The following is a 25,516-nucleotide window of genomic DNA, read 5'->3' as shown; positions in this document are numbered from 1 at the left end:
CGCGGACCGGGCGGCCCCCGCCACCCCCAGCGCCCCTGGCGACCGGACGGGCCGGGCGGACGGGTCCGAACGAACGCCGGCCCACCGAGCCCCGGAGCAGGCGGAGCGCGGCGGCCATGACAGCGGACGCGCGGACCTCGACCGTGCCGCCACCGACCGGGACGGCAGCTACCGGGACGGCGGTGAGCGGGCCGGCACCCGAGGCGACCGCGTCGACGCCCGCACCGACGCCCGCACCGACGACCGCACCGACGACCGCGGCGCCTCGGCGGCGTCCGGCGCGAAGCGACCCGTCGCGACCGCGGACGGCCTCGCCGCGCTGGGCCGCCCGGACACGGGCCCGGGAACCGGGCGCTCCGGATACGTGCAGCCGCGACCGGTCGCCTCCGCGCACGACCTCGCCTCCCTCGGCCAGCCGGGCGGCGGGTCCGGCGGGCAGTCGGACGGGGACCGCTCCGGCGGCCGGCACCACCGCTGACGCCCGGGCGGCCCGTCCGGTAACCGCTGGTGGCAGCGCGTAGCCTCCCCAACATGCACGGCGATCGGTTGCTGCTCGGGCCCGGCCCCTCCACCCCGTACCCGGAGGCCCTCGAGGCCCTGACCCGGCCGGTGCTCGGTCACCTCGACCCGGAGTACCTCGGCGTCATCGGTGAGATCTCAGACCGGCTGCGTGCGGTGTTCCGCACCGCGAACGAGCTGACCTTGCCGGTCAGCGGCACCGGCTCGGCCGGGATGGAGGCCTGCCTGGCCTCGCTGGTCGAGCCGGGTGAGACGGTCGTCGTCGGGGTCAACGGCTACTTCGGGGAGCGGCTCTGCGAGGTTGCGCACCGCGGCGGGGCCCGGGTGGTCCGCGTCGAGGCGCCGTGGGGGACCGCGCTCGATCCGGCCGACCTGCTCGCCGCGCAGCGCGCCAACCCGCACGCGGCGCTGCTCGCGGTGGTCGCTGCCGAGACCTCGACCGGCGTCCGCAACGACGTCGCCCCGCTCGGCCCGGAGCTCGCCCGGACCGACACCCTGCTGCTCGTCGACGCGGTCACCGCGCTCGGCGGCACCCCGCTGGAGGTCGACGCCTGGCAGATCGACGCGTGCTACTCCGCGTCGCAGAAGTGCCTGGGCGCCCCGCCCGGGCTGGCCCCGGTGACGCTCGGACCGCGCGCGGTCGAGCGGATGCGGGCGCGCACCACCCCGATCCGGTCCTTCTACCTGGACCTGGGGCTGTTGCACGAGTACTTCCTGACCAGCCCGCCGAAGTACCACCACACCGCGTCGTCGACGCTCGCGTACTCGCTGCATGCCGGCCTCGGTCGCCTCCTCGAAGAGGGAGTGGAGCAGGTGTGGGCGCGGCACGCCCGCATCGGCACGATGTTGCAGGAGGCGCTGCCGGAGCTCGGCTTCTCACTCGTCGCCGCGGAGGGCGTGCGGCTGCCGCAGCTCACGGCCGCGGTGCTGCCGGGCGGCCTCGACGACGGGGTGGCCCGCAAGCGGCTGCTCGCTGAGTTCGGCATCGAGGTCGGCGGCGGGCTGGGCGACTTCGCGGGTCGCGCGTGGCGGATCGGGCTGATGGGCCACGCGGCGACGGAACGCTCGGTGGTGACGCTGCTCGGCGCGGTCCGGGAGCTGCTGGCGTCCTGAACCGGCGCCCAGTGCCCGCCTGCCTCCACCGGGTGGAATCGAGCGGGTGACTCGACCGGCCCACCGGGTTCGCCCGACCGAGAACGTCGGCGCCGCTCGATAGCCTCTTCCCGTGAGCCCGGAACCTGCTGCCCCAGAACCTGCAGCACCGCCCACGCCCGATGTGCGGGAGCGGCATGCCCAGCTGGCCACCGAGGTCGCCGATCACCAGTTCCGCTACTACGTCCTCGACGCGCCGGTGATCTCCGACGGGCAGTTCGACGAGCTGTGGCGCGAGCTCGTGGCGCTGGAGGAGGAGTACCCGGAACTCGTCACCCCGGATTCGCCGACCCAGCGCGTCGTCGGCCGGTTCGCCACCGATTTCACCGCGCACGACCACCTCGAGCGCATGCTGAGCCTCGACAACGCGTTCGACGTCGACGAGTTGCGCGCGTGGGCCGAGCGGGTCGGCCGCGAGGTGGGGAACGACGTGCACTACCTGTGCGAGCTCAAGATCGACGGGCTCGCGGTCAACCTGTTGTACGAGAACGGAAGGCTCACCCGCGCGCTCACCCGCGGCGACGGGCGCACCGGCGAGGACATCACGCTCAACATCCGCACGCTGTCCGAGGTGCCCGAACGACTGACCGCGTCCGAGAAGTACCCGGTGCCGTCGGTGGTGGAGGTGCGCGGCGAGGTCTACTTCCGGCTGGAAGACTTCCAGGCGCTCAACGCGTCACTGGTCGAGGCGGGCAAGCCGCCGTTCGCCAACCCGCGCAACACCGCCGCCGGTTCGCTGCGCCAGAAGGATCCCCGGGTCACCGCATCGCGCAACCTGCGGCTGATCTGCCACGGCCTCGGCAAGCGCGAGGGGTTCACCCCGGAGCGGCTTTCGGAGGCCTACGACGCACTGCGGGCCTGGGGGCTGCCGGTCTCGGAGCGCACCGTGGTGCTCGACGGCATCGACAAGGTGATCGAGCACGTCGACCACTGGGGCGAGCACCGGCACGACGTCGAGCACGAGATCGACGGCGTGGTGATCAAGGTCGACGAGGTTCCGCTGCAGCGCCGGCTCGGATCGACCTCGCGCACGCCACGCTGGGCGATCGCCTACAAGTACCCGCCGGAGGAGGCCACGACCACGCTCCTCGACATCCGGGTCAACGTCGGGCGCACCGGCCGGGTCACCCCGTTCGCGTTCATGGAGCCGGTCACGGTGGCCGGGTCGACGGTGTCGCTGGCCACCCTGCACAACGCCGACGAGGTGCGGCGCAAGGGCGTGCTCATCGGCGACCGCGTGGTCATCCGCAAGGCCGGTGACGTGATCCCGGAGGTCCTCGGGCCGGTGGTGGACGTGCGTACCGGCGACGAGCGCGAGTTCGTGATGCCGACGCACTGCCCGGAGTGCGGCACGAGGCTGGCCCGGCAGAAGGCGGGCGACGTCGATCTGCGCTGCCCGAACGCGCGTTCCTGCCCCGCGCAGTTACGCGAGCGGTTGTTCCACGTCGCGGGCCGCGGCGCGTTCGACATCGAGGGGCTGGGCTACGAGGCGGCGACCGCGCTGCTGGCCTCGGGCGTGGTCACCGACGAGGGCGACGTCTTCTCGCTCACCGAGGACGATCTGCTGCGCGTCGACCTGTTCCGCACCAAGGCGGGTGAGCTGTCGGCGAACGGCCGCAAGCTGCTGGCCAACCTGGAGGCGGCCAAGGACCGTCCACTGTGGCGCGTGCTGGTCGGGCTGTCGATCCGGCACGTCGGTCCGACGGCCGCACAGGCACTGGCCCGTGAGTTCGGTTCGCTGGACGCGATCGAGGCCGCCGCGGCGACGGCGGCCGAGCAGACTGCCGCGGCCGGCGTGGCGATCACCTCCGACGGCTCGGCGGACGACCTGGGCGACTCGGTGAGCGACATGGCCGACGCGGCCGATACAGCCGGCGCGGCCGACGCGGTCGATACAGCCGGCGCGGCCGCGGGAACCGGCGGGGATCCGGCAGGTGATGCGGCCGACGGGGCCGCCGAGGGCCCCGAGGCCGCGGGCGGGACCACCGAACAGGCCGCCGCCGAACAGGCCGCCGCCGAGAACGCCGCGGCGGCGGCGCAGAAGGCGGCACGCGAGACGGCCCGGGCGGAGGCGAAGGCGGTGGCCGCCGCGTTGGCCCCGATCGCGACGGTCGACGGCGTCGGCCCGACGATCGCCGCCGCGGTCCGCGACTGGTTCACCGTCGACTGGCACCGCGACGTCGTCGCCAAGTGGCGTGCGGCCGGGGTGCGGATGGTCGACGAGGTCGACGAGTCGGTGCCGCGGACGCTCGAGGGTCTGTCGATCGTGGTCACGGGGTCGATGGACGGCTTCTCCCGGGACGAGGCCAAGGAGGCGATCACGGCGCGCGGCGGGCGGGCTGCCGGTTCCGTGTCGAAGAAGACCGCGTTCGTGGTGGCGGGCGACGCGCCGGGGTCGAAGTACGACAAGGCCGTGGAACTCGGTGTCCCGGTGCTCGACGAGAACGGCTTCCGGGTGCTGCTCGATCGGGGCCCGGAGGCGGCCAGGGAAGCGGCCGTGTCACCCGCCGGCTGACAGGCCCTGCCGTCCGGTGCTTCCGGCCACCGACGGCCGATGAGAGACCCTGGACACAGCCGGATCGGGTCCGGCGCGTGTGGGGTCGTCCGACGGCGACATGTGATCGACTGATGCGGACCCCGGCAGGCGGAGCAGCGACTGGGCCGGGGTCTAGGCTCTCGCGGATCGGAGGAGGTGCGCAGGTGTTGCAGGCGGTGCTGAACGGCTCACGACCAGCGGACGCGCACCCCGCACTGCCCGTTCTCGCCCGACACCTGGCCCGCGACGCCCGGGCGGTCGCCCGGCTGGGCATCTCGTCGGTGCACGTGCACCCGCGCGGCCCGAACGCGGAGGAGACACTCGACCCGGTGCACGTCGGCGACGCGGTGGCGCTGATCCGTGCCGAGGCGCCCGGCATGGAGATCGGCGTGACCACCGGCCGCTGGATCGAACCCGACCCGGTCAAGCGCATCCAGGCGGTGCTCGACTGGGGCCGGCTCGGTGTCGGCAAGCCCGATGTCTGCTCGGTGAACGTGCACGAGAAGGGCTGGGTCGACGTGTGCCAGGCGGCCGCGTCGGTCGGCATCGGCGTCGAGCTCGGTGTGTGGACCAGCGGTGACGCGGTGACCCTGCGCCAGCACGGGGTGCCGCCGAGCACGGTGCGGGTGCTCGCGGAGTCGACCGTGTCCGACCCCGAGACGGCGGTGGCCGAGGCGGTGCGCATCCTGCGGGCGCTCGGCTCGCTGCCGGTGCCGGTGCTGCTGCACGGCGAGGAGGACGGCGCCTGGCCGGTCCTCGAGTACGCCATGCGCATGGGTCTGGACACCCGGATCGGTTTCGAGGACGTCCTGGTCCGTCCGGACGGCTGGCTCGCCACCGGCAACGACGATCTCGTCGACGCCGCGCGCAAGATCTACGTCTGACGCCGGGCCGCGGTCGCCCGGAGGTCGGCGGCCGTTCCCGGGTCGTGTCCCTGCTCATCCGAGCGGATCCGAGGCGAAGGTCACGAACCGTAGTCTGATCGGCCGCTGTTTTTGGTCTCGCAACAGAAAACGGCGTCCGAGCGTGGTCTGAGACGTGGCAAGCGTGACGATCCGCTGAATACCGTTCAGTACATGGGGACGTTCGGACGGCGCGTACAGACCGCGGTCGGCTGGTTCACCACGCCGCTGCTGCCCACCGACTTCCTGGGCACGCTGAACCCGATGTGGTCCACCCGCGAGCCCCGCGCCCGCGTGGTCGGACTGCGTCGCGAGACCGCGGACACCACCACCCTGCTGCTGCGGCCCGGCGCCGGGCCGGTCGCGCACCGGCCCGGTCAGTTCATCGGCCTCGGCGTTCAGGTGGCCGGAGTCTGGCACTGGCGCACCTACTCGATCACCTCCCGCCCGGGCGGGGAACTGCTGGAGGTGACCGTGACCGCGGTGCCGGGCGGGGCTGTCTCCCCGGTCCTCGCGCACGGCACCCCCGTCGGCACCGTGCTGCGGCTGGCACCGCCGGCGGGAGAGTTCGTGCTGCCCGAGCCGACCCCGGAGAAGCTGCTGTTCGTCACCGCCGGCAGCGGGATCACGCCCGTCATGGGGATGCTCCGCGAGCTCGCGGCGACCAATCCGCGGGCGCTCGCCGGCAGCGTCCTGGTGCATTGTGACCGCACTCCCGCCGACCTGGTCTTCGGCCTCGAACTGCGGGCGCTCGCCGCGTCGACCGGGCTGCGCCTGGTCGAGCGGCACACCGCGCGCGAGGGCCGGCTCACCCCCGACGCCCTCACCGACGAGGTGCCCGACTGGGCGGCGCGGCAGACCTGGGCGTGCGGACCCGGCGGCCTGCTCGACGACCTGGCCGCGCACTGGGACCGTGCCGGCGATGTCGGTGCCCTGCACATCGAGCGGTTCCGCCCGCCCACCCCCGTGGACGGCGAGGGCACAGGTGGCCGGGTCCGGTTCACCTCCAGCGCCGTCGAGACCGATGCCGGCCCGGACACCCCGGTCCTGGTCGCCGGCGAGGCTGCCGGTGCCCTGCTGCCCAACGGATGCCGGATGGGCATCTGCCACACCTGCGTCGGGCGGCTGCGCACCGGGGCCGTCCGCAACCTGCACACCGGCGAGGTGCACGACACCCCTGGCGAGCCGGTCCGCACCTGCGTGTCCGCGGCCGCCGGCGACGTCGAGATCGAGCTGTGACTCCCTTGGAGGGACCCATGAGCACCAGCGCTGCCGCGCATTTGACCGACGAGCAGATCGAGGCCTTCGGAGCCGAGCTCGACGCCATCCGCGCCGAGGTCGTCGGGAGCCTGGGGGAGGAGGACGCGGCGTACATCCGCCGCGTCGTCACCGTCCAGCGCGGCCTGGAGGCCGGCGGGCGCGGGCTGCTGCTGTTCTCCGGCTTCCCGCCCGCCTGGCTCGCCGGCACCGCCACGCTCGCCGTGGCGAAGATCCTGGAGAACATGGAGCTCGGGCACAACATCCTGCACGGGCAGTGGGACTGGATGCGCGACCCGGAGATCCACTCGACCACGTGGGAGTGGGACCACGCGTCGCCGGCGGAGTTCTGGAAGAAGTCGCACAACTTCGAGCACCACACGTTCACCAACGTGCGGGGCAAGGACCGCGACCTCGGCTACGCGATCATGCGGGTGACGCCCGAGCAGCCGTGGAAGCCGATCTACCTGCTGCAGCCGCTGTACAACATGGGCCTGGCCGCGATCTTCGAGTGGGGCATCGCGATCTACGACATCGAGCTGGAGAAGGTCGCCGAGGGTACCAAGCCGTGGTCGGCGGCCAGGTCCCAGATCGGCGCGATCTGGCGCAAGGCCCGCAAGCAGCTGGCCAAGGACTACGTGCTGTTCCCGTTGCTGTCCGGCCCGAACGCGCTGAGCACGCTGACCGCCAACGCCACGGCGAACCTGGTGCGCAACGTGTGGTCGCACGCGGTGATCTTCTGCGGGCACTTCCCGGACGGCACCGAGACCTTCGACGAGTCGCGGCTCGACGGCGAGACCCGCGGGCAGTGGTACCTGCGCCAGCTGCTGGGTTCGGCGAACCTGACCGGCGGACCGGTGTTTCACATCATGACCGGGAACCTCAGCCATCAGATCGAGCACCACCTCTTCCCCGACGTGCCGAGCAACCACTACGCCCGGATCGCGCCGCGCGTCCGCGAGATCTGCGAGCGCTACGGCCTGCCCTACACCGCGGGGTCGCTGCCCAAGCAGTACGGAACCGTGCTGCGCAAGCTCGCCCGGCTCGCGCTCCCCGGCGGTGGCCCGGCCCCGCAGGCCCCGCAGCCGGTGGCGCCGCCGCGGCCGGTCCCCACGGACGGCATCGACACGGTGATCGTGCGGCTGCCCGCTCCCGACCGACAGCCCGCGCGCGCGTCGTCCTGAGGTCTCGTCCGCGCGTGAACGCGGACCACGCGCGCATCGTGCGATCGACGCGCACGTTCGGTCGCGAGCGTCGCGTCGAACCGTGTGCGTGGCGTCGAACCGTGTGCGTGGCGGTGCTCGGCAACCCGCGGGCCGCCGCCAGGTCCCGCCGCGCCGCGGAGGTCACCGCGAGCACCACCGGCGGGTGCGGCCGGGACCGCGGGGCGTGTGTCGAACCGCGTTCGTCCAGGCCGGTCAGCCGGTGGGAGGTGTCGCGCGCGGCTCCTCGGCCCCTGCTGACGCCGGGCGCACCTGCAGGCCCACGGCGACCTCCAGCCGTGCGGTCGGGTCGTCGAGGGCGGAGCCGAACGCCTCCCGGAGCCCGGCGAGGCGGTACCGGACGGTCTGCGGGTGCACGTGCAGCGCGGCCGCCGTCGCGGTGACGTCGCCGTGCGCGTCGAGCCAGGCCCGCAGGGTCTCCTCGGCCCGGGCCGCGGCACCCGACGGCAGCGAACGCAGCGGGGCGGTGGCGCGCTCGTGCAGGTCGGCCGCGAGATCGGGCGCGGCGGCGAGCAGCAGTGCGACCAGGTGTTCGTCGGCGTGTACGAGCGGGTCGGCGGGGTCGGTGAGCAGCCCGGCCGCGTGGAGCGGCCACGCCGCCTGCGCGCGGGCCACCGAGCGGTGCGCCTGCTCCCAGCAGACCACCGGTCCGAGGACCCCGCGGCGATCGCGCAGCGCGGCGCGGACGCGGTCGACCCAGCCGGACCGCTCGGGCACCGGCACCAGCACGATCCCGACCGGGTCGAGGTCGGCGCCCACGGCGTCCGGCAGCCGCCCGGCCACGTCCACGGCGTCCGGCACCAGGAGGACGGCGATGCGGGAGGGCGGCGTCCAGCCCGCGGCGGCGGCGGCCTGCTCCACCTCGGCGGGCGTGGCCGGCGGACGGCGGGCGATCAGCTCGACCAGCGCGTGCCGGCGGGCCCGAGTCGACCCGGCCCGCGTCGACTCGGCGTGCGCCCACCCGGCCACCGACGCGGCGGACAGCTGCTCGATGTAGCCGAACAACGCCTCGGCCAGCGCGAAGATGACGTCGGCCGGTAGTCCGCTGGCCGCTTCGCTGGCGCCGATGCGCTGCCAGGTGGTGCGGGTGCCGACCTGGTAGGCCGACTGCAGTGCGGCCAGCGTCCGTCCCTCGCTGTGTTCCAGCTGGCCCAGGCCGTAGTAGATCCGGGTGTCGCGAAGCTCCTCGTCGGATCCCAGCAAGGCCAGGAACTGCTCGAACGCGACGGACACGCCCTCGGTGATCTGTTGCCCGAACCGCCCCTCCAGCGGCCGCGCGTACTCCGGCACCTGGGCCCGCACGGCCGCGATGATGGCGTCGGTCGCCTGGGCGAGATCCGGTCGCAGCGCTGTGCCGACCCAGGCCGGCACGCGGGCCCAGGGGCGGTCCATCTCAGCCACCCAGCACCGTGGTGACGATGCCGGCCAGGTGGCTGAGCCGGGCGAGCTCGGAGGGCCGGAAAGCGGGACCACCGGGGCGGCCGACCACGAGGGCCTGCGCCGCCGAGACCGGGCCGAACGGGGCCGCGGCGAGTTCGGTGTCGAGATCGCGCCACGGATCGGGAACCCAGTGCAGGTGGGGCTCGAGCACGATCGCCTTCGACAGCGGGACCCACGGCAGGTCCCCGGCCCGGGTCTCGGGCGCGGCCGAGCTCTCCGCCAGCCGGTAGGACCGGTCGCCCTCGCGGACGACGATGAGGGCCCAGCCGGCACGGAACAGCCGCGGCATGTCCTCGGCCAGCAGGTGCAGGCCCTGCTCCGGGTTGTTGGCGATCTCGTCGATCAGCTCGAGCTCACGGTGGGTGTCCAGGCGCCCCACGTAGGGCCGCACCGACTCCACCTGGACGCCGCGGATCGACTCCGCCGCGGTGATCAGCACGTCCGGCGGGCGGCCCGCCGGCAGCTCGACGGTGAGGTCGTCGATGGCCTGGCCGTCGGCCCGCTCGACGACGTCGACGCCGAGGATGTCGGCACCCGCGTCACCGAGCGCGGTCGCGACCGCTCCGAGACTTCCCGGCTTGTCCGGAAGCACCACACGGAGCAGGAACGACACCCGCCACGCCTCCTCGTCCCCTCGGGGAAATCGACTCGGGCCGCGCCGGGGCACCCGTGCCTCGCGGGCGGCCGGCGTGGCACTGCCCGTCGATCCTGCCAGGCAGTGCGCGCGAGCACGACACCCGCCGTGTCCGCGCCGATGCCCGCCGTGCGAACCCCGTTCGGCGGTGCGCCGGCGGGGGAGTCCCGGCACCGTGCGGAACCGTGTCGGCGGCGACGCCTAGAATCGGTGCAGGGCCGGCGCCATCCGCGCCCCCGGTGCCGTCCGCGTCATCGCGCAGCTTCCATACGTGCCGCGAGCCGCGCGCCACCGGGTCATCACCCGCCGCCGTTCTGCTCAGGAGGGACATGTCCGCCGATTCCGGGGCCATCACCCGGGCCGAGGTCGCGCACCTCGCCCGCCTGGCCCGGCTCGCCGTGAACGACCAGGAGCTGGACGTGTTCGCCGACCAGCTCGACGTGATCCTGGGGGCGGTCGCCCGGGTCGGAGAGGTCGCGGCCGACGACATCCCGCCGACGTCGCACGCGGTGCCGCTGAGCAATGTGTTCCGGCCCGACGAGCGCCGTGCCGGGCTGACCCAGGAGCAGGCGCTGTCCGGCGCGCCGGCGGCCGAGGAGGGGCGCTTCCGCGTCCCGCAGATCCTTGGGGAAGAGGAATGAGCAGCGACGCGTTGACCGGGTCGAGCATGAACTCCGAACTGACGCGGCTGACGGCCGCCGAACTGGCCCAGAAGATCCATTCCCGCGAGGTGTCCGCGGTCGAGGTCACGCAGGCGCACCTGGACCGCATCGCGGCGGTCGACGACCGTGACGAGGGCGTCCACGCCTTCCTGCATGTGGACGCCTCTGCCGCCTTGAGCGCCGCTGCGCTCGTCGACGAGTCGCTGGACGCCGGCACCGCGCCCGCGTCCCCGCTCGCCGGCGTGCCGCTGGCGCTCAAGGACGTGCTGACCACCTCGGACATGCCGACCACCGTGGGATCGAAGATCCTCGAGGGGTGGCGGCCGCCGTACGACGCGACGGTCACGGCGCGGCTGCGCGCCGCCGGGATCCCGATCCTCGGCAAGACCAACATGGACGAGTTCGCCATGGGCAGCTCGACCGAGTACTCGGCCTACGGCGTCACCCGCAACCCGTGGGACCTGCGGCGCATCCCGGGCGGGTCCGGCGGCGGCTCGGCCGCGGCGCTGGCCGCGTTCGAGGCCCCGCTGGCGATCGGGACCGACACCGGCGGCTCGATCCGCCAGCCCGCCGCGATGACCGGCACCGTCGGCGTCAAGCCGACCTACGGAGCGGTGTCCCGGTTCGGGCTGGTGGCGTGCGCGTCGTCGCTGGACCAGGCGGGTCCGTGCGCACGCACCGTTCTCGACACCGCGCTGCTGCACGAGGTGATCGCCGGGCACGACCCGATGGACTCCACCTCGATCGACGCTCCGGTGCCCGACGTCGTCGAGGCCGCCCGCCGCGGCGCGTCGGGCGACCTGCGCGGGCTGCGCGTCGGGGTCGTCCGTGAGCTGAGCGGCGAGGGCTACCAGCCCGGCGTGCGGAGCACCTTCGAGGCGGCGCTGCGCCAGCTGGAAGCGCTGGGCGCGGAGCTCGTCGAGGTGAGCACCCCGCACTTCCGGTACGCCCTGGCGGCCTACTACCTGATCCTGCCCAGCGAGGTGTCGTCCAACCTCGCCCGCTTCGACGCGATGCGCTACGGCCTGCGCGTGGAGAACGGGGCGACCAGCGCGGAGGAGGTCATGGCGCTGACCCGCGAGGCCGGCTTCGGCCCCGAGGTCAAGCGGCGGATCATCCTCGGCACCTACGCACTGTCTTCGGGTTACTACGACGCCTACTACGGTCAGGCGCAGAAGGTCCGGACGCTGATCAGCCGCGACTTCGCGGCGGCGTTCGAGCAGGCCGACGTGCTGGTCTCGCCGACCGCGCCGACCACGGCGTTCCCCATCGGGGACAAGGTCGACGACCCGCTGGCCATGTACCTCAACGACCTGGCCACCATCCCGACCAACCTGGCCGGCACCACGGCCATGTCGGTGCCCAGCGGGCTCGCGCCCGAGGACGGGCTGCCGACCGGACTGCAGATCATGGCGCCCGCGCTGGGCGAGGCCGTCATGTACCGGGTGGCCGCGGCGTACGAGGCCGCCCGCGACGCCGAGGACGGCGGCCCGCTGATCCAGCGTGTGCCCGGACTGGAGGTCTCCGCATGAGCGCCCCTGCATCGACTCCCGGCCTGGTCGACTACGACGAGGTCGTCGAGCGCTTCGACCCGGTGCTCGGGATCGAGGTGCACGTCGAGCTGAACACGAACACGAAGATGTTCTGCGGCTGCCCGACCGACTTCGGCGCCGAGCCGAACACCCAGGTCTGCCCGGTGTGCCTGGGGCTGCCCGGCGCGCTGCCGGTGGTCAACCGCGCCGCGGTGGAGTCGGCGATCCGGATCGGGCTGGCGCTGAACTGCTCGATCGCGCCGTGGGGCCGGTTCGCCCGGAAGAACTACTTCTACCCGGACATGCCGAAGAACTTCCAGACCTCGCAGTACGACGAGCCGATCGCCGTCAACGGCTGGCTCGACGTCGAACTGGACGACGGCGAGGTCGTGCGGGTGGAGATCGAGCGCGCGCACATGGAGGAGGACACCGGCAAGTCGCTGCACGTGGGCGGCGCGACCGGCCGCATCCACGGCGCGGAGTACTCGCTGCTCGACTACAACCGCGCCGGCGTGCCCCTGATCGAGATCGTCACGAAGATGATCCCGGGCACCCGGGAGCGGGCGCCGGAGGTGGCGCGCGCCTACGTCACGGCGCTGCGCGACCTGCTGCGGTCCCTCGGTGTCTCCGACGTCCGGATGGACCAGGGATCGATGCGGGCCGACGTGAACCTGTCGCTGTCGCCGCGTGACTCGGGCGTGCTCGGCACCCGCACCGAGACCAAGAACGTCAACTCGCTGCGCTCGGTCGAGCGGGCCGTCCGCTACGAGATGACCCGGCAGGCCGGGGTCCTGCTCGACGGCGGTCCGGTCGTGCAGGAGACCCGGCACTTCGAGGAGGCGTCGGGCACCACCAGGCCCGGGCGGCGCAAGGAGACCGCGGAGGACTACCGGTACTTCCCCGAGCCCGACCTGGTGCCGATCGCGCCGTCGCAGGAGTGGGTCGAGGAGCTCCGCGGCACGCTGCCCGAGCTTCCGTGGGAGCGCCGCAAGCGGGTCAAGGCCGAGTGGGACCTGTCCGACGAGGAGCTGCGCGACCTGGTCAACGCCGGTGCGCTCGACCTCATCGCGGCGACGGTCGCCGAGGGCGCGCCCTCGGGGGAGGCCCGCTCGTGGTGGGTGTCCTACCTGGCTCAGCAGGCCAACACCCGCGGCGTGGAACTCGCCGCGCTGCCGATCTCCCCGGCCGACGTCGCGCGGGTCATCGAGCTGGTGGCCTCGGGCGAGCTCACCAACAAGCTGGCCCGCCAGGTCGTCGACGGCGTGCTCGCCGGTGAGGGCGCCCCGGACGACGTCGTCAAGGCCCGCGGCCTGGCCGTGGTGTCCGACGACGGCGCGCTCATCACCGCGGTCGACGAGGCGCTGGCCGGCCAGCCGGACGTCGCACAGAAGATCCGCGACGGCAAGGTGCAGGCCGCCGGGGCGATCGTCGGCGCGGTGATGAAGGCGACCAAGGGCCAGGCCGACGCCAAGCGCGTCCGTGAGCTGGTCCTCGAGCGCGTCAACGCCTGAGCCTGCTCACGAGCGGTGGGCGAGCGGCGCCGGCGGCCGGTCGGGGTGGTCGGTGATCGACCCGTCGACCCGGGCATCGAGCGGCGCCGACATCGACGGGACGTCGTTGACCGTCCACGGGACGAGGTCAGGCGCGGGACTCACCGCCGCCGGAGGGCGGCTGGATCCGGATCACCCGGTCGTCGCTGGAGACCGGCTTGCCGTCCTGCTTGTTCACCGTGCCCAGCCACAGCAGCCCGTCCGGGGCCAGGGTCGCGGCCGAGAGCCGCCCGTACACCCCGGCCAGCAGCGTCTCCGGGTCGCCGGTGAACGCGCCGGTCTCGGCCGGGCGCAGCACGAAGATCGAGGCGCCGCCGGTCTGCGCGATCACGACGAGGCCCGGCTGAGCCATGCATCCCGCCACCCCGGGACGGTCGGGCCAGGTCCACGCGGGTGCGGGGAGCGGGCCGGGGGCGACGCGGTGCAGAACATCCTGGGTGGCGGCCCGGTCGGTGACCCAGGTGTTCTCGGTGGACCGGTCCGTGCAGATGCCCTGCGGGGCCTGCAGACCCGAGCTCAGGATGGGTGAGGCCGGATCGGGGTTGCCCACGGCCGGACGACCCAGGGTGTCGATCCGCAGCAGCTTGCCGTTGAGTGACCCCGGCGGCGGGGCCGGCTCCCCGGCGTTGCCGGTCGCGACGAGCAGGGTCCCGTCGACGTCGGTGCCGAGTGCGCCGCCGTTGTTGCGGGGGCCCCGCGGGATCCCGGTGAGCACCGGCTTGGGCGGCTCGCCGCGCGCGATCCGCACGACCCGGTTGTCCTCGGCGGTGCTCGCGTAGGCGTACACGAGCTGGTCCTCGGCGTAGCTGGGGGACAGGACCAGTCCCGTCAGCCCGCCGCCGCCGGCCGCGTCGACCGGCACCGTGGTGACCAGCTGCGGGGGCACGCCGCGCTGCACGCGCAGCACCCGGCCGGTGGTGCGCTCGGCGACGAGCGCGGCCTTCCCGTCGGGCAGCACCGCGACCGCGCCGACCGGCTCCAGACAGGTCGCGACGACCTGCGGGTCCGGGTCCTCGCACCCCGACGGGGCCTGCTGCCCCCCGCTCTGCGGCGGCCGGCCGTCCCGCTGCCCGTTCTCCCCGCCCGGCGGCGGTGGTTCCTGGACCGACGGCGGCCCCCCGAGCTCGCCGGCTCCCTCCAGCTTGTCGCGCCAGTCGCGCGGGCCCTGGTCGGGGAACGTGGCGCAGCCGGCCAGCACGATCCCGAGCACCATGGTGGCGAGCCCCCGGACCACGCTGCGCCGTCTTCCCGGCTGCACCCCTCCCCGCACCCGCCCAGGCTAGGCCGGGCCGGGTGAGCGGCCGGTGAGTACCGTGCGACTCATGGCCGATCCCGGAGCAGATGTCCGTGTGCTCGTCCCGCACTCCGAGGGCCTCGACGCTCTCGCCGACGTCCCCGGCGTCGTCGCCGTCCGCTACGACCCCGATGGGGACCTTCCCGCAGAGGCGGCGAGCGCGCAGGTCCTGGTCCCGCCGTTCCTGGCGACGGGCGAGGCCGTCGCCATGGTCGACAGGTTGCCGGAACTGCGTCTTGTGCAGCTGCTGACCGCCGGCGCCGAGAGCTGGGTCGGGAAGCTGCCCGACGGGGTCGCGCTGTCGGACTGCAGGGGCGCTCACGGCGGGGTCACCGCGGAGTGGATCGTCGCGGTTCTGCTCGCGATCTACCGCCACCTGCCGGACTTCGTCCGCGCGCAGGACGAGGCGCGCTGGGACTACCACCCGACCGACGAGCTGCTCGGCGCCCGGGTGCTGATCGTCGGGGCGGGCGACGTCGCGGAGAACACCGTCCGCCGCCTCGCGCCCTTCGAGGTGGAGACGACACTGGTGGGCCGCCGCGCCCGGGACGGCGTGCACGGCATCGACGAGGTGCTGGACCTGCTGCCGCAGCACGACGCGTGCGTCGTGATCGTCCCGCTCACCGACGACACCCGGGGCCTGGTCGACGCCCGGTTCCTGGCCGCGATGCCCGACGGCGCGGTGTTCGTCAACGCCGCGCGTGGCCCGGTCGTCGACACCGATGCGCTGACCGCCGAGCTGACGAGCGGCCGGCTGCGGGCAGCCGTCGACGTCACCGACCCCGAGCCGCTGCCGTCCGACCATCCGCTCTGGAAGGCCCCCGGGCTGCTGCTCACCCCGCACGTGGGGGGCAGCGTGCCGGGAGCGATGCGGCGCGCCTACGGGATCGCGCGCGAGCAGATCGCCGCGTTCGCGCGCGGTGAGCAGCCACCCAACCTGGTCGAGAACGGGTATTGATCCGGCTCGGCACCCGGTTCGGGGCGGGCGCGCCGCTAGTCTCCGACCATGAACGCTGACCAGACCCGCTCCCTGGGCTCCGGGACGTTCGGCGGCGCCGAGCAGACGACGAGGCCGGAGCGGCGGCCGGTGGCCTGGAGCGGCGGCGCCGACATCGGCCTGCTGCTGCTCCGCCTTGCGGTCGGCGGGCTGTTCTTCGCACACGGCGCGCAGAAGGTCTTCGGCGTCTGGGGCGGGTTCGGGCCCAACCGCACGGCCGAGGCGTTGCAGGGCTACGGCTTCCTGGCCCAGGCGAGCACGCTGGCCTGGGTGACCGGGCTCGTCGAGCTGATCGCCGGCGCCCTGGTCGTCGTGGGGCTCTTCACGCCGCTCGCCGCGGCAGCCCTGCTCGCGATCAAGATCGTCGCCGTCGTGGTCAAGTGGGGAGCGCCGTTCTACGCCGCCGCCGCGCCGGACGCGCTCGAACTGGACGTGCTGCTCGGTCTCGGCGCCGCTGCGCTGATCTTCACCGGTGCCGGCCGGGTGTCGCTGGACAAGGGCCGGACGTGGCAGCGGCGCCCGCTGCCGTACGCGTGGCTCTGCGTGATCCTCGGGGTCGGTGCGGCGCTCCTCGTCCTGTTCACGCTGCGCCGGTGACAGCGGTCCCGGCGCCCCCGGACGCGGCCTGGTTGCCTGCGGTCGCGCGGTGGTGCGGCGCCCCGGCCACGGTCCGCGGGCGCACGCCGCTGGCCGGCGGGTACGTCTCGGACACGGTGGCCCGGGTGGACCTCGACGTCGCGGGGCGTTCGGTGCCGGTCGTGGTCAAGCGCGCATCGGCGGCCGAGGTAGCGGCGATGCGGGGGCTCGCGGTGGTCCGGGGGCTGGACCGGCCCCGGATGCTGGCGACCGGCCGCGACGAGCACGGCGACTGGCTGGTGCTGCCCTTCTACGACGGCACGCCGCTCGGGGAGGGCCCGGACGTGCCCGACGACGTCTGGACGGCGCTGGCCCGGGTGCACGCGCACTGGCTCGGCAAGCGGCCGCGAGGCCTGCGGGTGGTGGACGCGGCGTGGTGGCGAAGCCTGTGCGTCGAACGGATCCGTCCTGCCGTGCAGGGGGCGGCGGAGCGGACCGGGGACCGGGTGTTCGCCGACGCGGCGGCCGCGCTGACGGCATGGGCGCGGGACCCGCGGGTGCTGGCGGCGCTCGGCGTCCTGCCGCGCACGCTGGTGCACGGCGACGCGCACCGCGGGAACGTGCTGCTCGGATCCGGGGGAGCGACGCTGATCGACTGGGGCAACGCCAAGGTCGCGCCCGCCGGGCTCGACCTCGCGGTGTTCCGGGCGCAGGGAGCGACGCACCTGGCGCCCTACCGGCGGGCGTTCGCCGAACTGACGGGCGGCGGGCTGCCACCGGAGCTGATCGAGGTCGAGCGCTGCTGGTCCGACGTGTACGCGCACGTCGGCTACCTGGGCTTCGCCGCCGACCATCTGGGCGCGGCCCGGGTGGCGGAGATGATCGGTGCGGCCACGCGGTCGTTGGAGGAGCTGCGGCCGGCCCTGGCGGCACTGGGCAGCGCGGTCACGCCACAGTGAGGCTGTTCGCCGAGGAGACGGACGGCCCGCGGCGGGAACGCCGCTCCGGTACGGGCCGACCTGAACCGGTCGGCGTCGTGGGCCGTCGCACCGAGCGGACGACGGGATTCGAACCCGCGACCCTCACCTTGGCAAGGTGATGCGCTACCAGCTGCGCTACGTCCGCATGAGCACCGTGTCGGTGCGATGGAACAACTCTACCCTGTGCCCCGCCGGAGGCCGAGACCGGTCCCGCCCAGGACGCCGATCAAGGGGAGAAGGGGGCTTGCGAAGACCGACAAACCCCCATCTCCCCTTGATCGGCGAGCACGGGAGGGCGACCCGGGCGCGACGGGGTCTCGGCGAGGTCAGGGCACCCGGCGAACGGCGCCGGTGTCGGCGGAGGTGGCCAGCGCGGCATAGGCCCGCAGCGCCTTGGACACCGGACGGTCGCGGTCCTTGGGCTGCCACGGCCGCTCGGAGGCCTCCATCTTGGCCCGCCGCTCGGCCAGCACCTCGTCGCTCACCTTGAGTTCGAGGGTCCGCGAGCGGACGTCGATGAGGATCATGTCCCCGTCCTCGACCAGCCCGATCACGCCGCCGGCCGCGGCCTCCGGGGAGATGTGCCCGACCGAGATGCCGGACGACCCGCCGGAGAACCGGCCGTCGGTGATCAGCGCACACTTCGCGCCCAGCCCGGAGCCCTTGAGGAACGCCGTGGGGTGCAGCATCTCCTGCATCCCAGGGCCGCCGGCCGGGCCCTCGTAGCGCACGACGAGCACGTCACCGGGCTGGATCTGCTTGGTGAGGATGACCGACACGGCCTCCTCCTGGCTCTCGACGACCCGCGCCGGGCCCTCGAAGCGCCAGATGTCCTCCGGGATCCCGGCGGTCTTGATGATCGCGCCGCGTTCGGTGAGGTTGCCGCGCAGCACGGCGAGGCCGCCGTCGGCGGAGTAGGCGTGCTCGAGATCGCGGATGCACCCGCCGGCGGCGTCGGTGTCCAGCGACGACCAGCGGTTCTCGGTGGAGAACGCCTGCGTGGTGCGCACCCCGCCGGGCGCGGCGTGGAACAGCTCGATCGCCGTCTCCGACGGCTGTGCCGCGCGGATGTCCCACTCACCCAGCCACTGCTCGAGGGAGGGGGAGTGGACGGAGTGCACGTCGGTGTTCAGCAGCCCGGCACGCATCAGCTCACCGAGGATCGCGGGGATGCCGCCGGCCCGGTGCACGTCCTCCATGTGGTAGTCGGAGTTCGGCGAGACCTTGGCCAGGCACGGCACCCGGCGCGACACCGCGTCGATGTCGGCGAGGGTGAAGTCGATCTCGCCTTCCTGGGCGGCGGCGAGGATGTGCAGCACGGTGTTCGTCGAGCCGCCCATCGCGACGTCGAGCGCCATCGCGTTCTCGAACGCGGCCCGGGTGGCGATCGAGCGGGGCAGCACCGAGGCGTCGTCCTGGTCGTACCACCGGTGGGCCAGGTCCATGACGGTCCGGCCGGCGTTCAGGAACAACTCGCGGCGCGCGGCGTGGGTGGCCAGCGTGGAGCCGTTGCCCGGCAGCGCGAGCCCGAGGGCCTCGGTGAGGCAGTTCATCGAGTTCGCGGTGAACATCCCGGAGCACGAGCCGCAGGTCGGGCACGCGGAGCGCTCCACCTCGGCCAGCCCGCTGTCGTCCACCTGTGACGACGCCGACGCCGAGATCGCGGTGATGAGGTCGGTCGGGGCCTGCGCGACGCCGCCGACGAGGACCGCCTTGCCGGCCTCCATCGGCCCGCCCGAGACGAACACGGTCGGGATGTTCAGCCGCATCGCGGCGTTCAGCATCCCCGGGGTGATCTTGTCGCAGTTCGAGATGCAGACCAGCGCGTCGGCGGCGTGGCCGTTGACCATGTACTCGACGGCGTCCGCGATCACCTCGCGGGAGGGCAGCGAGTAGAGCATGCCGCCGTGGCCCATCGCGATGCCGTCGTCGACGGCGATCGTGTGGAACTCGCGCGGGACGCCGCCGGCCTCGCGGATCGCGCCGGCCACGAGGTCGCCGAGGTCCTTGAGGTGCACGTGGCCGGGCACGAACTGGGTGTAGGAGTTCGCGATGGCGACGATCGGCTTGCCGAAGTCGTCATCACCCATGCCGGTGGCGCGCCACAGGGAGCGTGCCCCGGCGGCGTTGCGGCCATGGGTGGTCACACGGGAACGCAGGGCCGGCATCGGCTCACTCTCCAGCCGGATCGGGCAGCCTGCCGCCGCTGACGGCAGCGAGCTGGGACAGGTCGCGGACGTGCACGGCGGGCAGCAGGAGCTCCCCGCCTTCGGTCAGCACCGCGCTGACGCGGGTCGCCCGGGCCCGGGTCGACGGCTGCAGTCGCAGGGAGCTGATCTCGGACCACGGTACGCGCCGGCTGCGGAGAATCCCCCGGACGGTGACGGATTCCCGGTCGGCCACCGTGCGCACCCGCAGGATCCAGACGACGATGCCGACCGGAACGAGGTAGATGAGCCACAACCACGGGGCGCCGAAGGCGAACGGGACCGCGAAGAAGGCCAGCGCGATCGCGGCGAAGATGCCCAGCGGGGAGACCCGGAAGACCGCCCGGGGCGGCTGCTGGGCGGCGGGGTCCGGCTCGGGCTCGACGGCACTCACGTGCACCATCGTCCCACCGGGCCCGCGCCGCCGCGCCCGGGTGGTCACCCCCCGCCGACGTGACGCTGCTCCCACGATCCGGGAACGCCGTCCCACCGTGTTGACTGGCTGCGGGGCGGAGGGCTAGCGTCCCGACCATGTCCGTCGATCGAATCCTCGTACTTTGCAGGCGCGTCTCCGCCTGAGTTCGTTCCAGTACTCGGTGTCGACGCGCCACCCTCGCTCCGCCGTAGCCCGGCGGTCGGGGGTTTTTTCATGTCCGGACCCCCCACTCTTGACGCGAGGCTGATCGCAGATGACCACCGCCACGCCCCGATCCGGCCCGGTCCCCGCGCCTCCGGGACCGAAGCCGGCACCGCCGCCGGGCCGTCCCGGGTCGCCGACCGCCTCGGGTACCCCGGCCGGCCCCCGGATCGACCAGGAGCCGATGACGGGTGCGCAGTCGCTCGTCCGCTCGCTCGAGGAGATCGGCTGCGAGGTGGTCTTCGGCATCCCGGGCGGGACGATCCTGCCGGCCTACGACCCGCTGCTGGACTCCACGAAGGTCCGGCACGTGCTGGTCCGCCACGAGCAGGGCGGCGGCCACGCGGCCACCGGGTACGCGCAGGCCACCGGCAAGGTCGGGGTCTGCATGGCGACCTCGGGGCCGGGCGCGACCAACCTGGTCACCCCGCTGGCCGACGCGCACATGGACTCGATCCCGGTGGTGGCCATCACCGGGCAGCAGACGCGGCCCCTGATCGGCACCGACGCCTTCCAGGAAGCCGACATCACCGGCATCACCATGCCGATCACCAAGCACAACATGCTCGTGACCGACGCGACGGAGATCCCGCGCGCGATCGCAGAGGCGTTCCACCTGGCGTCGACGGGCCGACCCGGCCCGGTCCTGGTGGACATCCCCAAGGACGTGCTGCAGGAGCAGACCACGTTCTCCTGGCCCCCGGAGCTGAAGCTGCCCGGCTACCGGCCGACGACCCGGCCGCACGGCAAGCAGATCCGCGAGGCCGCCAAGCTGATCAACTCGGCGAAGCGCCCGGTGCTCTACGTCGGCGGCGGGGTGCTCAAGGCGTCCGCGTCGGCGGAGCTGCTCGAGCTCGCCGAGCTGACCGGCATCCCGGTCGTCACCACGCTGATGGCGCGCGGTGCGTTCCCGGACAGCCACACCCAGCACGTCGGGATGCCCGGCATGCACGGCACCGTGGCCGCGGTCGCGGCGATGCAGAAGGCCGACCTGCTGGTCGCGCTCGGCTCGCGCTTCGACGACCGGGTGACCGGTCAGCTGTCGAGCTTCGCCCCGCACGCCGCGGTGGTGCACGCCGACATCGACCCGGCGGAGATCTCGAAGAACCGCCGCGCGGACGTCCCGATCGTGGGCGACTGCAAGGAGGTCATCACCGAGCTGATCGACGCGGTGAAGGCGGATCGGGCGGACAGCGCACCCGCCGACCTGACCGCGTGGTGGGCCCAGCTCGACGAGCTCCGCACGACCTTCCCGCTGGGCTACACCTGGCCCGACGACGGCTCGCTGTCCCCGCAGTACGTCATCGAGCGGATCGGCAAGATCGCCGGGCCGGACGCCGTGTACGCCGCCGGGGTGGGCCAGCACCAGATGTGGGCCGCGCAGTTCATCTCCTACGAGAAGCCGCGCTCGTGGCTGAACTCCGGCGGGCTGGGCACGATGGGCTTCGCGGTGCCCGCCGCGATGGGCGCGAAGATGGCCCGCCCGGACGCGGTGGTCTGGGCCATCGACGGTGACGGCTGCTTCCAGATGACCAACCAGGAGCTCGCGACCTGCGCGATCGAGGGCATCCCGATCAAGGTCGCCGTGATCAACAACGGCAACCTCGGCATGGTCCGGCAGTGGCAGAACCTCTTCTACTCGGAGCGGTACTCCAACACCGACCTGGGTACACACAAGCACCGCATCCCGGACTTCAAGCTGCTCGCCGAGGCGATGGGCTGCGCCGGGCTGCGCGCGGAGTCGAAGGACGAGGTCGACCGGGTCATCCAGCAGGCCATGGAGATCAACGACCGGCCCGTCGTGATCGATTTCGTGGTCGGGGCGGACGCCCAGGTCTGGCCGATGGTCGCCGCCGGCACCGGCAACGACGAGGTCATGGCCGCCCGAAACATCCGGCCGCTGTTCGACGGTGACGAGCTCGCCGCCGACGTCGACGAGATCGCTGCGGTCACCGAGAAGGCGCTCGGCTCCCAGGAAGAGGCGTGATGGAGAAGCACACCCTGTCGGTCCTCGTCGAGGACAAGCCCGGCGTCCTGGCCCGGGTTTCGGGCCTGTTCTCCCGCCGCGGGTTCAACATCGAGTCGCTGGCCGTCGGTCCGACCGAGCACCCGGACGTGTCGCGGATGACGATCGTCGTCGCCGTCGACGAGTTCCCGCTCGAGCAGGTCACCAAGCAGCTCAACAAGCTCGTGAACGTCATCAAGATCGTGGAGCTGGAGCCGACCGCCTCGGTGCAGCGCGAGCTGCTGCTCGTGAAGGTGCGCGCCGACGCCGGCGTGCGCAGCTCCGTGCTCGAGACCGTCCAGCTCTTCCGGGCCAAGGTCGTCGACGTCGCCCCCGAGGCGCTCACGATCGAGGCCACCGGCACCGCTGACAAGCTCGGCGCCCTGCTGCGGATGCTGGAGCCCTACGGCATCCGCGAGATGGTGCAGTCCGGCATGGTGGCGGTGGGCCGCGGACCCCGCTCCATCACTGCTGCCGCCGTCCGTTAGACACTCTTTCGACCCCGTAACGCCGAGAGGACGTACCACCCGTCATGAGCGTGAACATCTACTACGACGACGACGCCGATCTGTCGATCATCCAGGGCCGCAAGGTCGCTGTGATCGGCTACGGCAGCCAGGGGCACGCGCACGCGCTGAGCCTGCGCGACTCGGGCGTCGACGTCCGGATCGGCCTGCCGGAGGGCTCGAAGTCGCGGCAGAAGGCCGCGGACGAGGGTCTCCGAGTGGTCACCCCGGCCGAGGCGTCCGCCGAGGCCGACCTGATCATGATCCTGGCGCCCGACACCAAGCAGCGCTTCATCTACGCCGAGGACATCGCGCCGAACCTGAAGAGCGGCGACGCGCTGTTCTTCGGCCACGGCTTCAACATCCGCTACGACCTGATCAAGCCGCCGTCGGACGTCGACGTGGCCATGGTCGCGCCGAAGGGCCCGGGCCACCTGGTCCGCCGCCAGTTCGTCGACGGCAAGGGCGTTCCGGCCCTGATCGCGGTCGAGCAGGACGCGTCGGGCAACGCCAAGGCGCTGGCGCTCTCCTACGCCGCGGCCATCGGTGCCGCCCGCGCGGGGGTCATCGAGACCTCCTTCAAGGAGGAGACCGAGACCGACCTGTTCGGTGAGCAGGCCGTCCTCTGCGGCGGTGCCGCGGCGCTGGTCCAGACCGGTTTCGAGGTGCTCACCGAGGCGGGTTACGCCCCGGAGATCGCGTACTTCGAGTGCCTGCACGAGCTCAAGCTGATCGTCGACCTCATGTACGAGGGCGGCATCGCCAACGAGCGCTTCTCCATCTCCGACACCGCCGAGTACGGCGACCTCACCCGTGGTCCGCGCGTGGTCAACGCCGCGACCAAGGAGGAGATGAAGCGGATCCTGGCCGAGATCCAGGACGGCCGCTTCGCCCAGGAATGGGTGGCCGAGGACGAGAACGGCCGGCCGAACTACACCCGGCTGCAGCAGCAGGGCGCCGAGCACCCGATCGAGCAGGTCGGCGAGAAGCTGCGTGGCCTGATGTCGTGGGTGGGCACCAAGGCCACCTGATCCGGACGCGCCCCCGCGGGTCGCCCGCGTTGTCACGAACGGCACTTTCGGTCGAAGCTATCGATCGAAAGTGCCGTTCGTGTGTTCCGGGGGGCGAGGCCGGCGTGGGTATTGCGCCGCTCACGCCCCTGCGACCCCGGAACGGGTGCGCAACTACGATTGCGCCTGTCCGGCACGAACCCGAGGCCCCAGACCCGGCCGACCCGATCCCGGGAGCACCGCAGCACCGTGAGCACCAGCAGCGTCACAGCCAACGACCAGACCCGCCCCGTCGTCCTGCTCGCCGAGAAGCTCGCCCCGTCCGCCGTGGCGCTGCTCGGCGACGGCGTCGAGATCCGTCACGTCGACGGCACCGACCGCCCGGCTCTGCTGGCCGCGATCGCCGACGCCGACGCGCTGCTGGTCCGTTCCGCGACCAAGGTCGACGCCGAGGCCCTCGCCGCGTCGACCCGGCTCAAGGTCGTCGCCCGTGCCGGTGTGGGGCTGGACAACGTCGACGTCCCCGCCGCCACCGCGCGCGGCGTCATGGTCGTGAACGCCCCGACCTCCAACATCGTCTCCGCCGCCGAGCACGCGGTCGCGCTGCTGCTGGCCGTCGCCCGGCACATCCCGGCGGCGGACGCGAGCCTGCGCGGTGGGGCCTGGAAGCGCAGCGCCTACACCGGCGTCGAGCTCAACGGCAAGGTCGTCGGCGTCGTCGGCCTGGGCAAGATCGGTCAGCTGGTCGCCCAGCGGCTCGCTTCCTTCGGCACCGAGCTCATCGCCTACGACCCCTACGTCGCGCCGGCCCGCGCGGCCCAGCTCGGCATCGAGCTGGTCTCGCTGGAGGACCTGCTCCGCCGCGCCGACGCGATCTCGATCCACCTGCCGAAGACCCCGGAGACCCTGGGCCTGATCGGCAAGGACCAGCTCGCGCTGACCAAGCCCGGCGTGCTGATCGTCAACGCCGCCCGCGGCGGCCTGATCGACGAGGAGGCGCTGGCCGACGCGGTGCGCAGCGGCCACGTCGGTGGCGCCGGCATCGACGTGTACGTCACCGAGCCGACCACCTCCAGCCCGCTGTTCGAGCTGGACCGGGTCGTCGTGACCCCACACCTGGGCGCCTCGACCGACGAGGCGCAGGACCGGGCCGGCACCGACGTCGCCCGCTCCGTGCTGCTCGCGCTGCAGGGTGATTTCGTGCCCGACGCGGTGAACGTCCAGGTCAACGGTGTGGTCGGGGAGGAGGTCCGGCCGTGGCTGCCGCTCACCCAGAAGCTGGGCACCGTCCTGTACGCGGTCGCCGGCCGGCTGCCGAGCTCGGTGACCGTCGACGTCGCCGGTGAGCTCGCCGCCGAGGACGTCTCGGTGCTCCCGCTCGCCGCGCTGCGCGGCGTGTTCAGCAACGTCGTCGAGGACCAGGTCACGTTCGTGAACGTGCCGGCGCTCGCCGCCGAGCGCGGTGTGTCCGTGGAGCTCACCACCGCCCCGGAGAGCGAGAACCACCGCAGCGTCGTGCAGCTGCGCGGCGCGATGCCCGACGGCGAGTCGATCACCGTGTCGGGCACCCTCACCGGGCGGGCCCAGGTGGAGAAGCTGGTCGAGGTCAACGGCCGGCACTTCGACCTGCGCGCCGAGGGCGAGGTGCTGCTCCTGGAGTACGCCGACCGTCCCGGCGTCATGGGCCGCGTCGGCTCGCTGCTCGGCGAGGCCGCGGTGAACATCGAGGCCGCCCAGATCAGCCAGACCACCGACGGCGCCGACGCGATCATGCTGCTGCGCGTCGACCGTCCGGTGGACCCGGGCGTGCTCGAGCCGATCGGGGCCTCGGTCGGTGCCAAGACCACCCGGCTGATCTCCTTCGACGACTGAGCGTCGACCGGTTGCGCGCGGTGCC

22 protein-coding genes and 1 tRNA gene are annotated in these 25,516 nt (G+C 73.1%); 16 read left to right on the top strand and 7 right to left on the bottom strand.

What is annotated here, in order from left to right; translation table 11 throughout:
* From HF519_RS15145 to HF519_RS15120, 6 genes are all read left to right on the top strand, one after another.
* A partial coding sequence (locus HF519_RS15145) for a hypothetical protein (protein ID WP_211170058.1) occupies positions 1 to 478 on the top strand: 478 nt, incomplete at its 5' end.
* A gap of 53 nt (positions 479 to 531) precedes the next feature.
* Positions 532 to 1,632 (top strand): pyridoxal-phosphate-dependent aminotransferase family protein, encoded by a 1,101-nt coding sequence (locus HF519_RS15140; RefSeq protein ID WP_169413585.1) that lies wholly within the window; start codon positions 532 to 534, stop codon positions 1,630 to 1,632.
* Between the two features lie 112 nt (positions 1,633 to 1,744).
* Positions 1,745 to 4,186, top strand: coding sequence for an NAD-dependent DNA ligase LigA (gene ligA / locus HF519_RS15135; RefSeq protein ID WP_169413584.1), 2,442 nt, complete (start codon positions 1,745 to 1,747; stop codon positions 4,184 to 4,186).
* Positions 4,187 to 4,371: 185 nt separating this feature from the next.
* On the top strand, positions 4,372 to 5,091 hold the full coding sequence (locus tag HF519_RS15130) for a 3-keto-5-aminohexanoate cleavage protein (RefSeq protein WP_169413583.1): 720 nt from the start codon (positions 4,372 to 4,374) through the stop codon (positions 5,089 to 5,091).
* Positions 5,092 to 5,283: 192 nt separating this feature from the next.
* Positions 5,284 to 6,348 (top strand): ferredoxin reductase, encoded by a 1,065-nt coding sequence (locus tag HF519_RS15125; RefSeq protein ID WP_169413582.1) that lies wholly within the window; start codon positions 5,284 to 5,286, stop codon positions 6,346 to 6,348.
* Between the two features lie 17 nt (positions 6,349 to 6,365).
* Complete coding sequence (locus HF519_RS15120; protein WP_169413581.1) at positions 6,366 to 7,550, top strand: fatty acid desaturase family protein; 1,185 nt, start codon at positions 6,366 to 6,368, stop codon at positions 7,548 to 7,550.
* 234 nt (positions 7,551 to 7,784) lie between these two features.
* Here HF519_RS15120 and HF519_RS15115 read toward each other — a convergent pair whose 3' ends face one another.
* Together HF519_RS15115 and HF519_RS15110 are read right to left on the bottom strand one after the other, a co-directional pair.
* The gene (locus HF519_RS15115) at positions 7,785 to 8,981 is read right to left on the bottom strand and encodes a PucR family transcriptional regulator (protein WP_169413580.1); all 1,197 of its coding nucleotides are present in this window, start codon (positions 8,979 to 8,981) and stop codon (positions 7,785 to 7,787) included.
* A 1-nt stretch (position 8,982) separates the two neighbouring features.
* Positions 8,983 to 9,642 carry an ACT domain-containing protein gene (locus tag HF519_RS15110; protein ID WP_169413579.1) on the bottom strand — a complete coding sequence of 220 codons (660 nt, stop codon included), beginning with the start codon at positions 9,640 to 9,642 and terminating at the stop codon, positions 8,983 to 8,985.
* Between the two features lie 350 nt (positions 9,643 to 9,992).
* On the opposite strand from HF519_RS15110, the gene gatC reads away from it, so the two are divergent.
* From gatC to gatB, 3 genes are read left to right on the top strand one after another with little or no spacing between them, the layout of a single operon-like run.
* Positions 9,993 to 10,304, top strand: coding sequence for an Asp-tRNA(Asn)/Glu-tRNA(Gln) amidotransferase subunit GatC (gene gatC, locus HF519_RS15105; RefSeq protein ID WP_169413578.1), 312 nt, complete (start codon positions 9,993 to 9,995; stop codon positions 10,302 to 10,304).
* Positions 10,301 to 11,857 (top strand): Asp-tRNA(Asn)/Glu-tRNA(Gln) amidotransferase subunit GatA, encoded by a 1,557-nt coding sequence (gene gatA, locus HF519_RS15100; RefSeq protein WP_246243817.1) that lies wholly within the window; start codon positions 10,301 to 10,303, stop codon positions 11,855 to 11,857. Before gatC ends, gatA begins: the two co-directional genes overlap by 4 nt.
* Complete coding sequence (gatB, locus tag HF519_RS15095; protein ID WP_169413577.1) at positions 11,854 to 13,368, top strand: Asp-tRNA(Asn)/Glu-tRNA(Gln) amidotransferase subunit GatB; 1,515 nt, start codon at positions 11,854 to 11,856, stop codon at positions 13,366 to 13,368. The genes gatA and gatB overlap by 4 nt, the downstream gene beginning before the upstream one ends.
* A gap of 6 nt (positions 13,369 to 13,374) precedes the next feature.
* On the opposite strand, the gene HF519_RS15090 is transcribed toward gatB, so the two are convergent.
* Positions 13,375 to 13,512, bottom strand: a complete 138-nt coding sequence (locus HF519_RS15090) for a hypothetical protein (RefSeq protein ID WP_211170055.1) — start codon at positions 13,510 to 13,512, stop codon at positions 13,375 to 13,377.
* Complete coding sequence (locus HF519_RS15085) at positions 13,496 to 14,677, bottom strand: PQQ-dependent sugar dehydrogenase (RefSeq protein WP_312860125.1); 1,182 nt, start codon at positions 14,675 to 14,677, stop codon at positions 13,496 to 13,498. The genes HF519_RS15090 and HF519_RS15085 overlap by 17 nt, the downstream gene beginning before the upstream one ends.
* A 52-nt stretch (positions 14,678 to 14,729) precedes the next feature.
* Between HF519_RS15085 and HF519_RS15080 the strand changes: the two genes are divergently transcribed.
* Genes HF519_RS15080 through HF519_RS15070 form a run of 3 tightly spaced genes read left to right on the top strand, consistent with a single transcriptional unit; the run spans position 14,730 to position 17,233 of the window.
* On the top strand, positions 14,730 to 15,659 hold the full coding sequence (locus HF519_RS15080; protein ID WP_169413576.1) for a 2-hydroxyacid dehydrogenase: 930 nt from the start codon (positions 14,730 to 14,732) through the stop codon (positions 15,657 to 15,659).
* Positions 15,660 to 15,707: 48 nt separating this feature from the next.
* On the top strand, positions 15,708 to 16,295 hold the full coding sequence (locus HF519_RS15075) for a DoxX family protein (RefSeq protein WP_169413575.1): 588 nt from the start codon (positions 15,708 to 15,710) through the stop codon (positions 16,293 to 16,295).
* Positions 16,292 to 17,233, top strand: coding sequence for a phosphotransferase (locus HF519_RS15070; RefSeq protein WP_169413574.1), 942 nt, complete (start codon positions 16,292 to 16,294; stop codon positions 17,231 to 17,233). Before HF519_RS15075 ends, HF519_RS15070 begins: the two co-directional genes overlap by 4 nt.
* A 93-nt stretch (positions 17,234 to 17,326) precedes the next feature.
* Here the strand turns inward: HF519_RS15070 and HF519_RS15065 are convergent.
* From HF519_RS15065 to HF519_RS15055, 3 genes are all read right to left on the bottom strand, one after another.
* Positions 17,327 to 17,399, bottom strand: a tRNA-Gly gene (locus tag HF519_RS15065).
* A gap of 181 nt (positions 17,400 to 17,580) precedes the next feature.
* Entirely contained in the window at positions 17,581 to 19,422 is a 1,842-nt protein-coding gene (ilvD, locus tag HF519_RS15060) for a dihydroxy-acid dehydratase (RefSeq protein WP_169413573.1), read from the bottom strand.
* A gap of 4 nt (positions 19,423 to 19,426) precedes the next feature.
* Positions 19,427 to 19,855, bottom strand: a complete 429-nt coding sequence (locus HF519_RS15055) for a PH domain-containing protein (RefSeq protein WP_169413572.1) — start codon at positions 19,853 to 19,855, stop codon at positions 19,427 to 19,429.
* Positions 19,856 to 20,150: 295 nt separating this feature from the next.
* On the opposite strand from HF519_RS15055, the gene HF519_RS15050 reads away from it, so the two are divergent.
* The 4 genes from HF519_RS15050 (at position 20,151) to serA (ending at position 25,491) form a co-directional block, all read left to right on the top strand.
* Positions 20,151 to 22,085: an acetolactate synthase large subunit gene (locus HF519_RS15050; protein ID WP_169413571.1), complete on the top strand. Its 1,935-nt coding sequence runs from the start codon at positions 20,151 to 20,153 to the stop codon at positions 22,083 to 22,085.
* Positions 22,085 to 22,591: an acetolactate synthase small subunit gene (ilvN, locus tag HF519_RS15045; RefSeq protein ID WP_169413570.1), complete on the top strand. Its 507-nt coding sequence runs from the start codon at positions 22,085 to 22,087 to the stop codon at positions 22,589 to 22,591. The genes HF519_RS15050 and ilvN overlap by 1 nt, the downstream gene beginning before the upstream one ends.
* Positions 22,592 to 22,635: 44 nt before the next feature.
* The gene (ilvC, locus tag HF519_RS15040; protein WP_169413569.1) at positions 22,636 to 23,640 is read left to right on the top strand and encodes a ketol-acid reductoisomerase; all 1,005 of its coding nucleotides are present in this window, start codon (positions 22,636 to 22,638) and stop codon (positions 23,638 to 23,640) included.
* Positions 23,641 to 23,868: 228 nt separating this feature from the next.
* A complete protein-coding gene (serA, locus tag HF519_RS15035) occupies positions 23,869 to 25,491 on the top strand; it encodes a phosphoglycerate dehydrogenase (protein ID WP_169413568.1) in 1,623 nt (540 codons plus the stop codon).
* Positions 25,492 to 25,516 lie beyond the last annotated feature (25 nt).

Source organism: Pseudonocardia bannensis, assembly GCF_012911875.1.
GTDB lineage: Bacteria > Actinomycetota > Actinomycetes > Mycobacteriales > Pseudonocardiaceae > Pseudonocardia > Pseudonocardia bannensis.
Note: the sequence above shows the minus strand (reverse complement) of the source record. Positions and strands in the feature narration are given on the sequence as shown.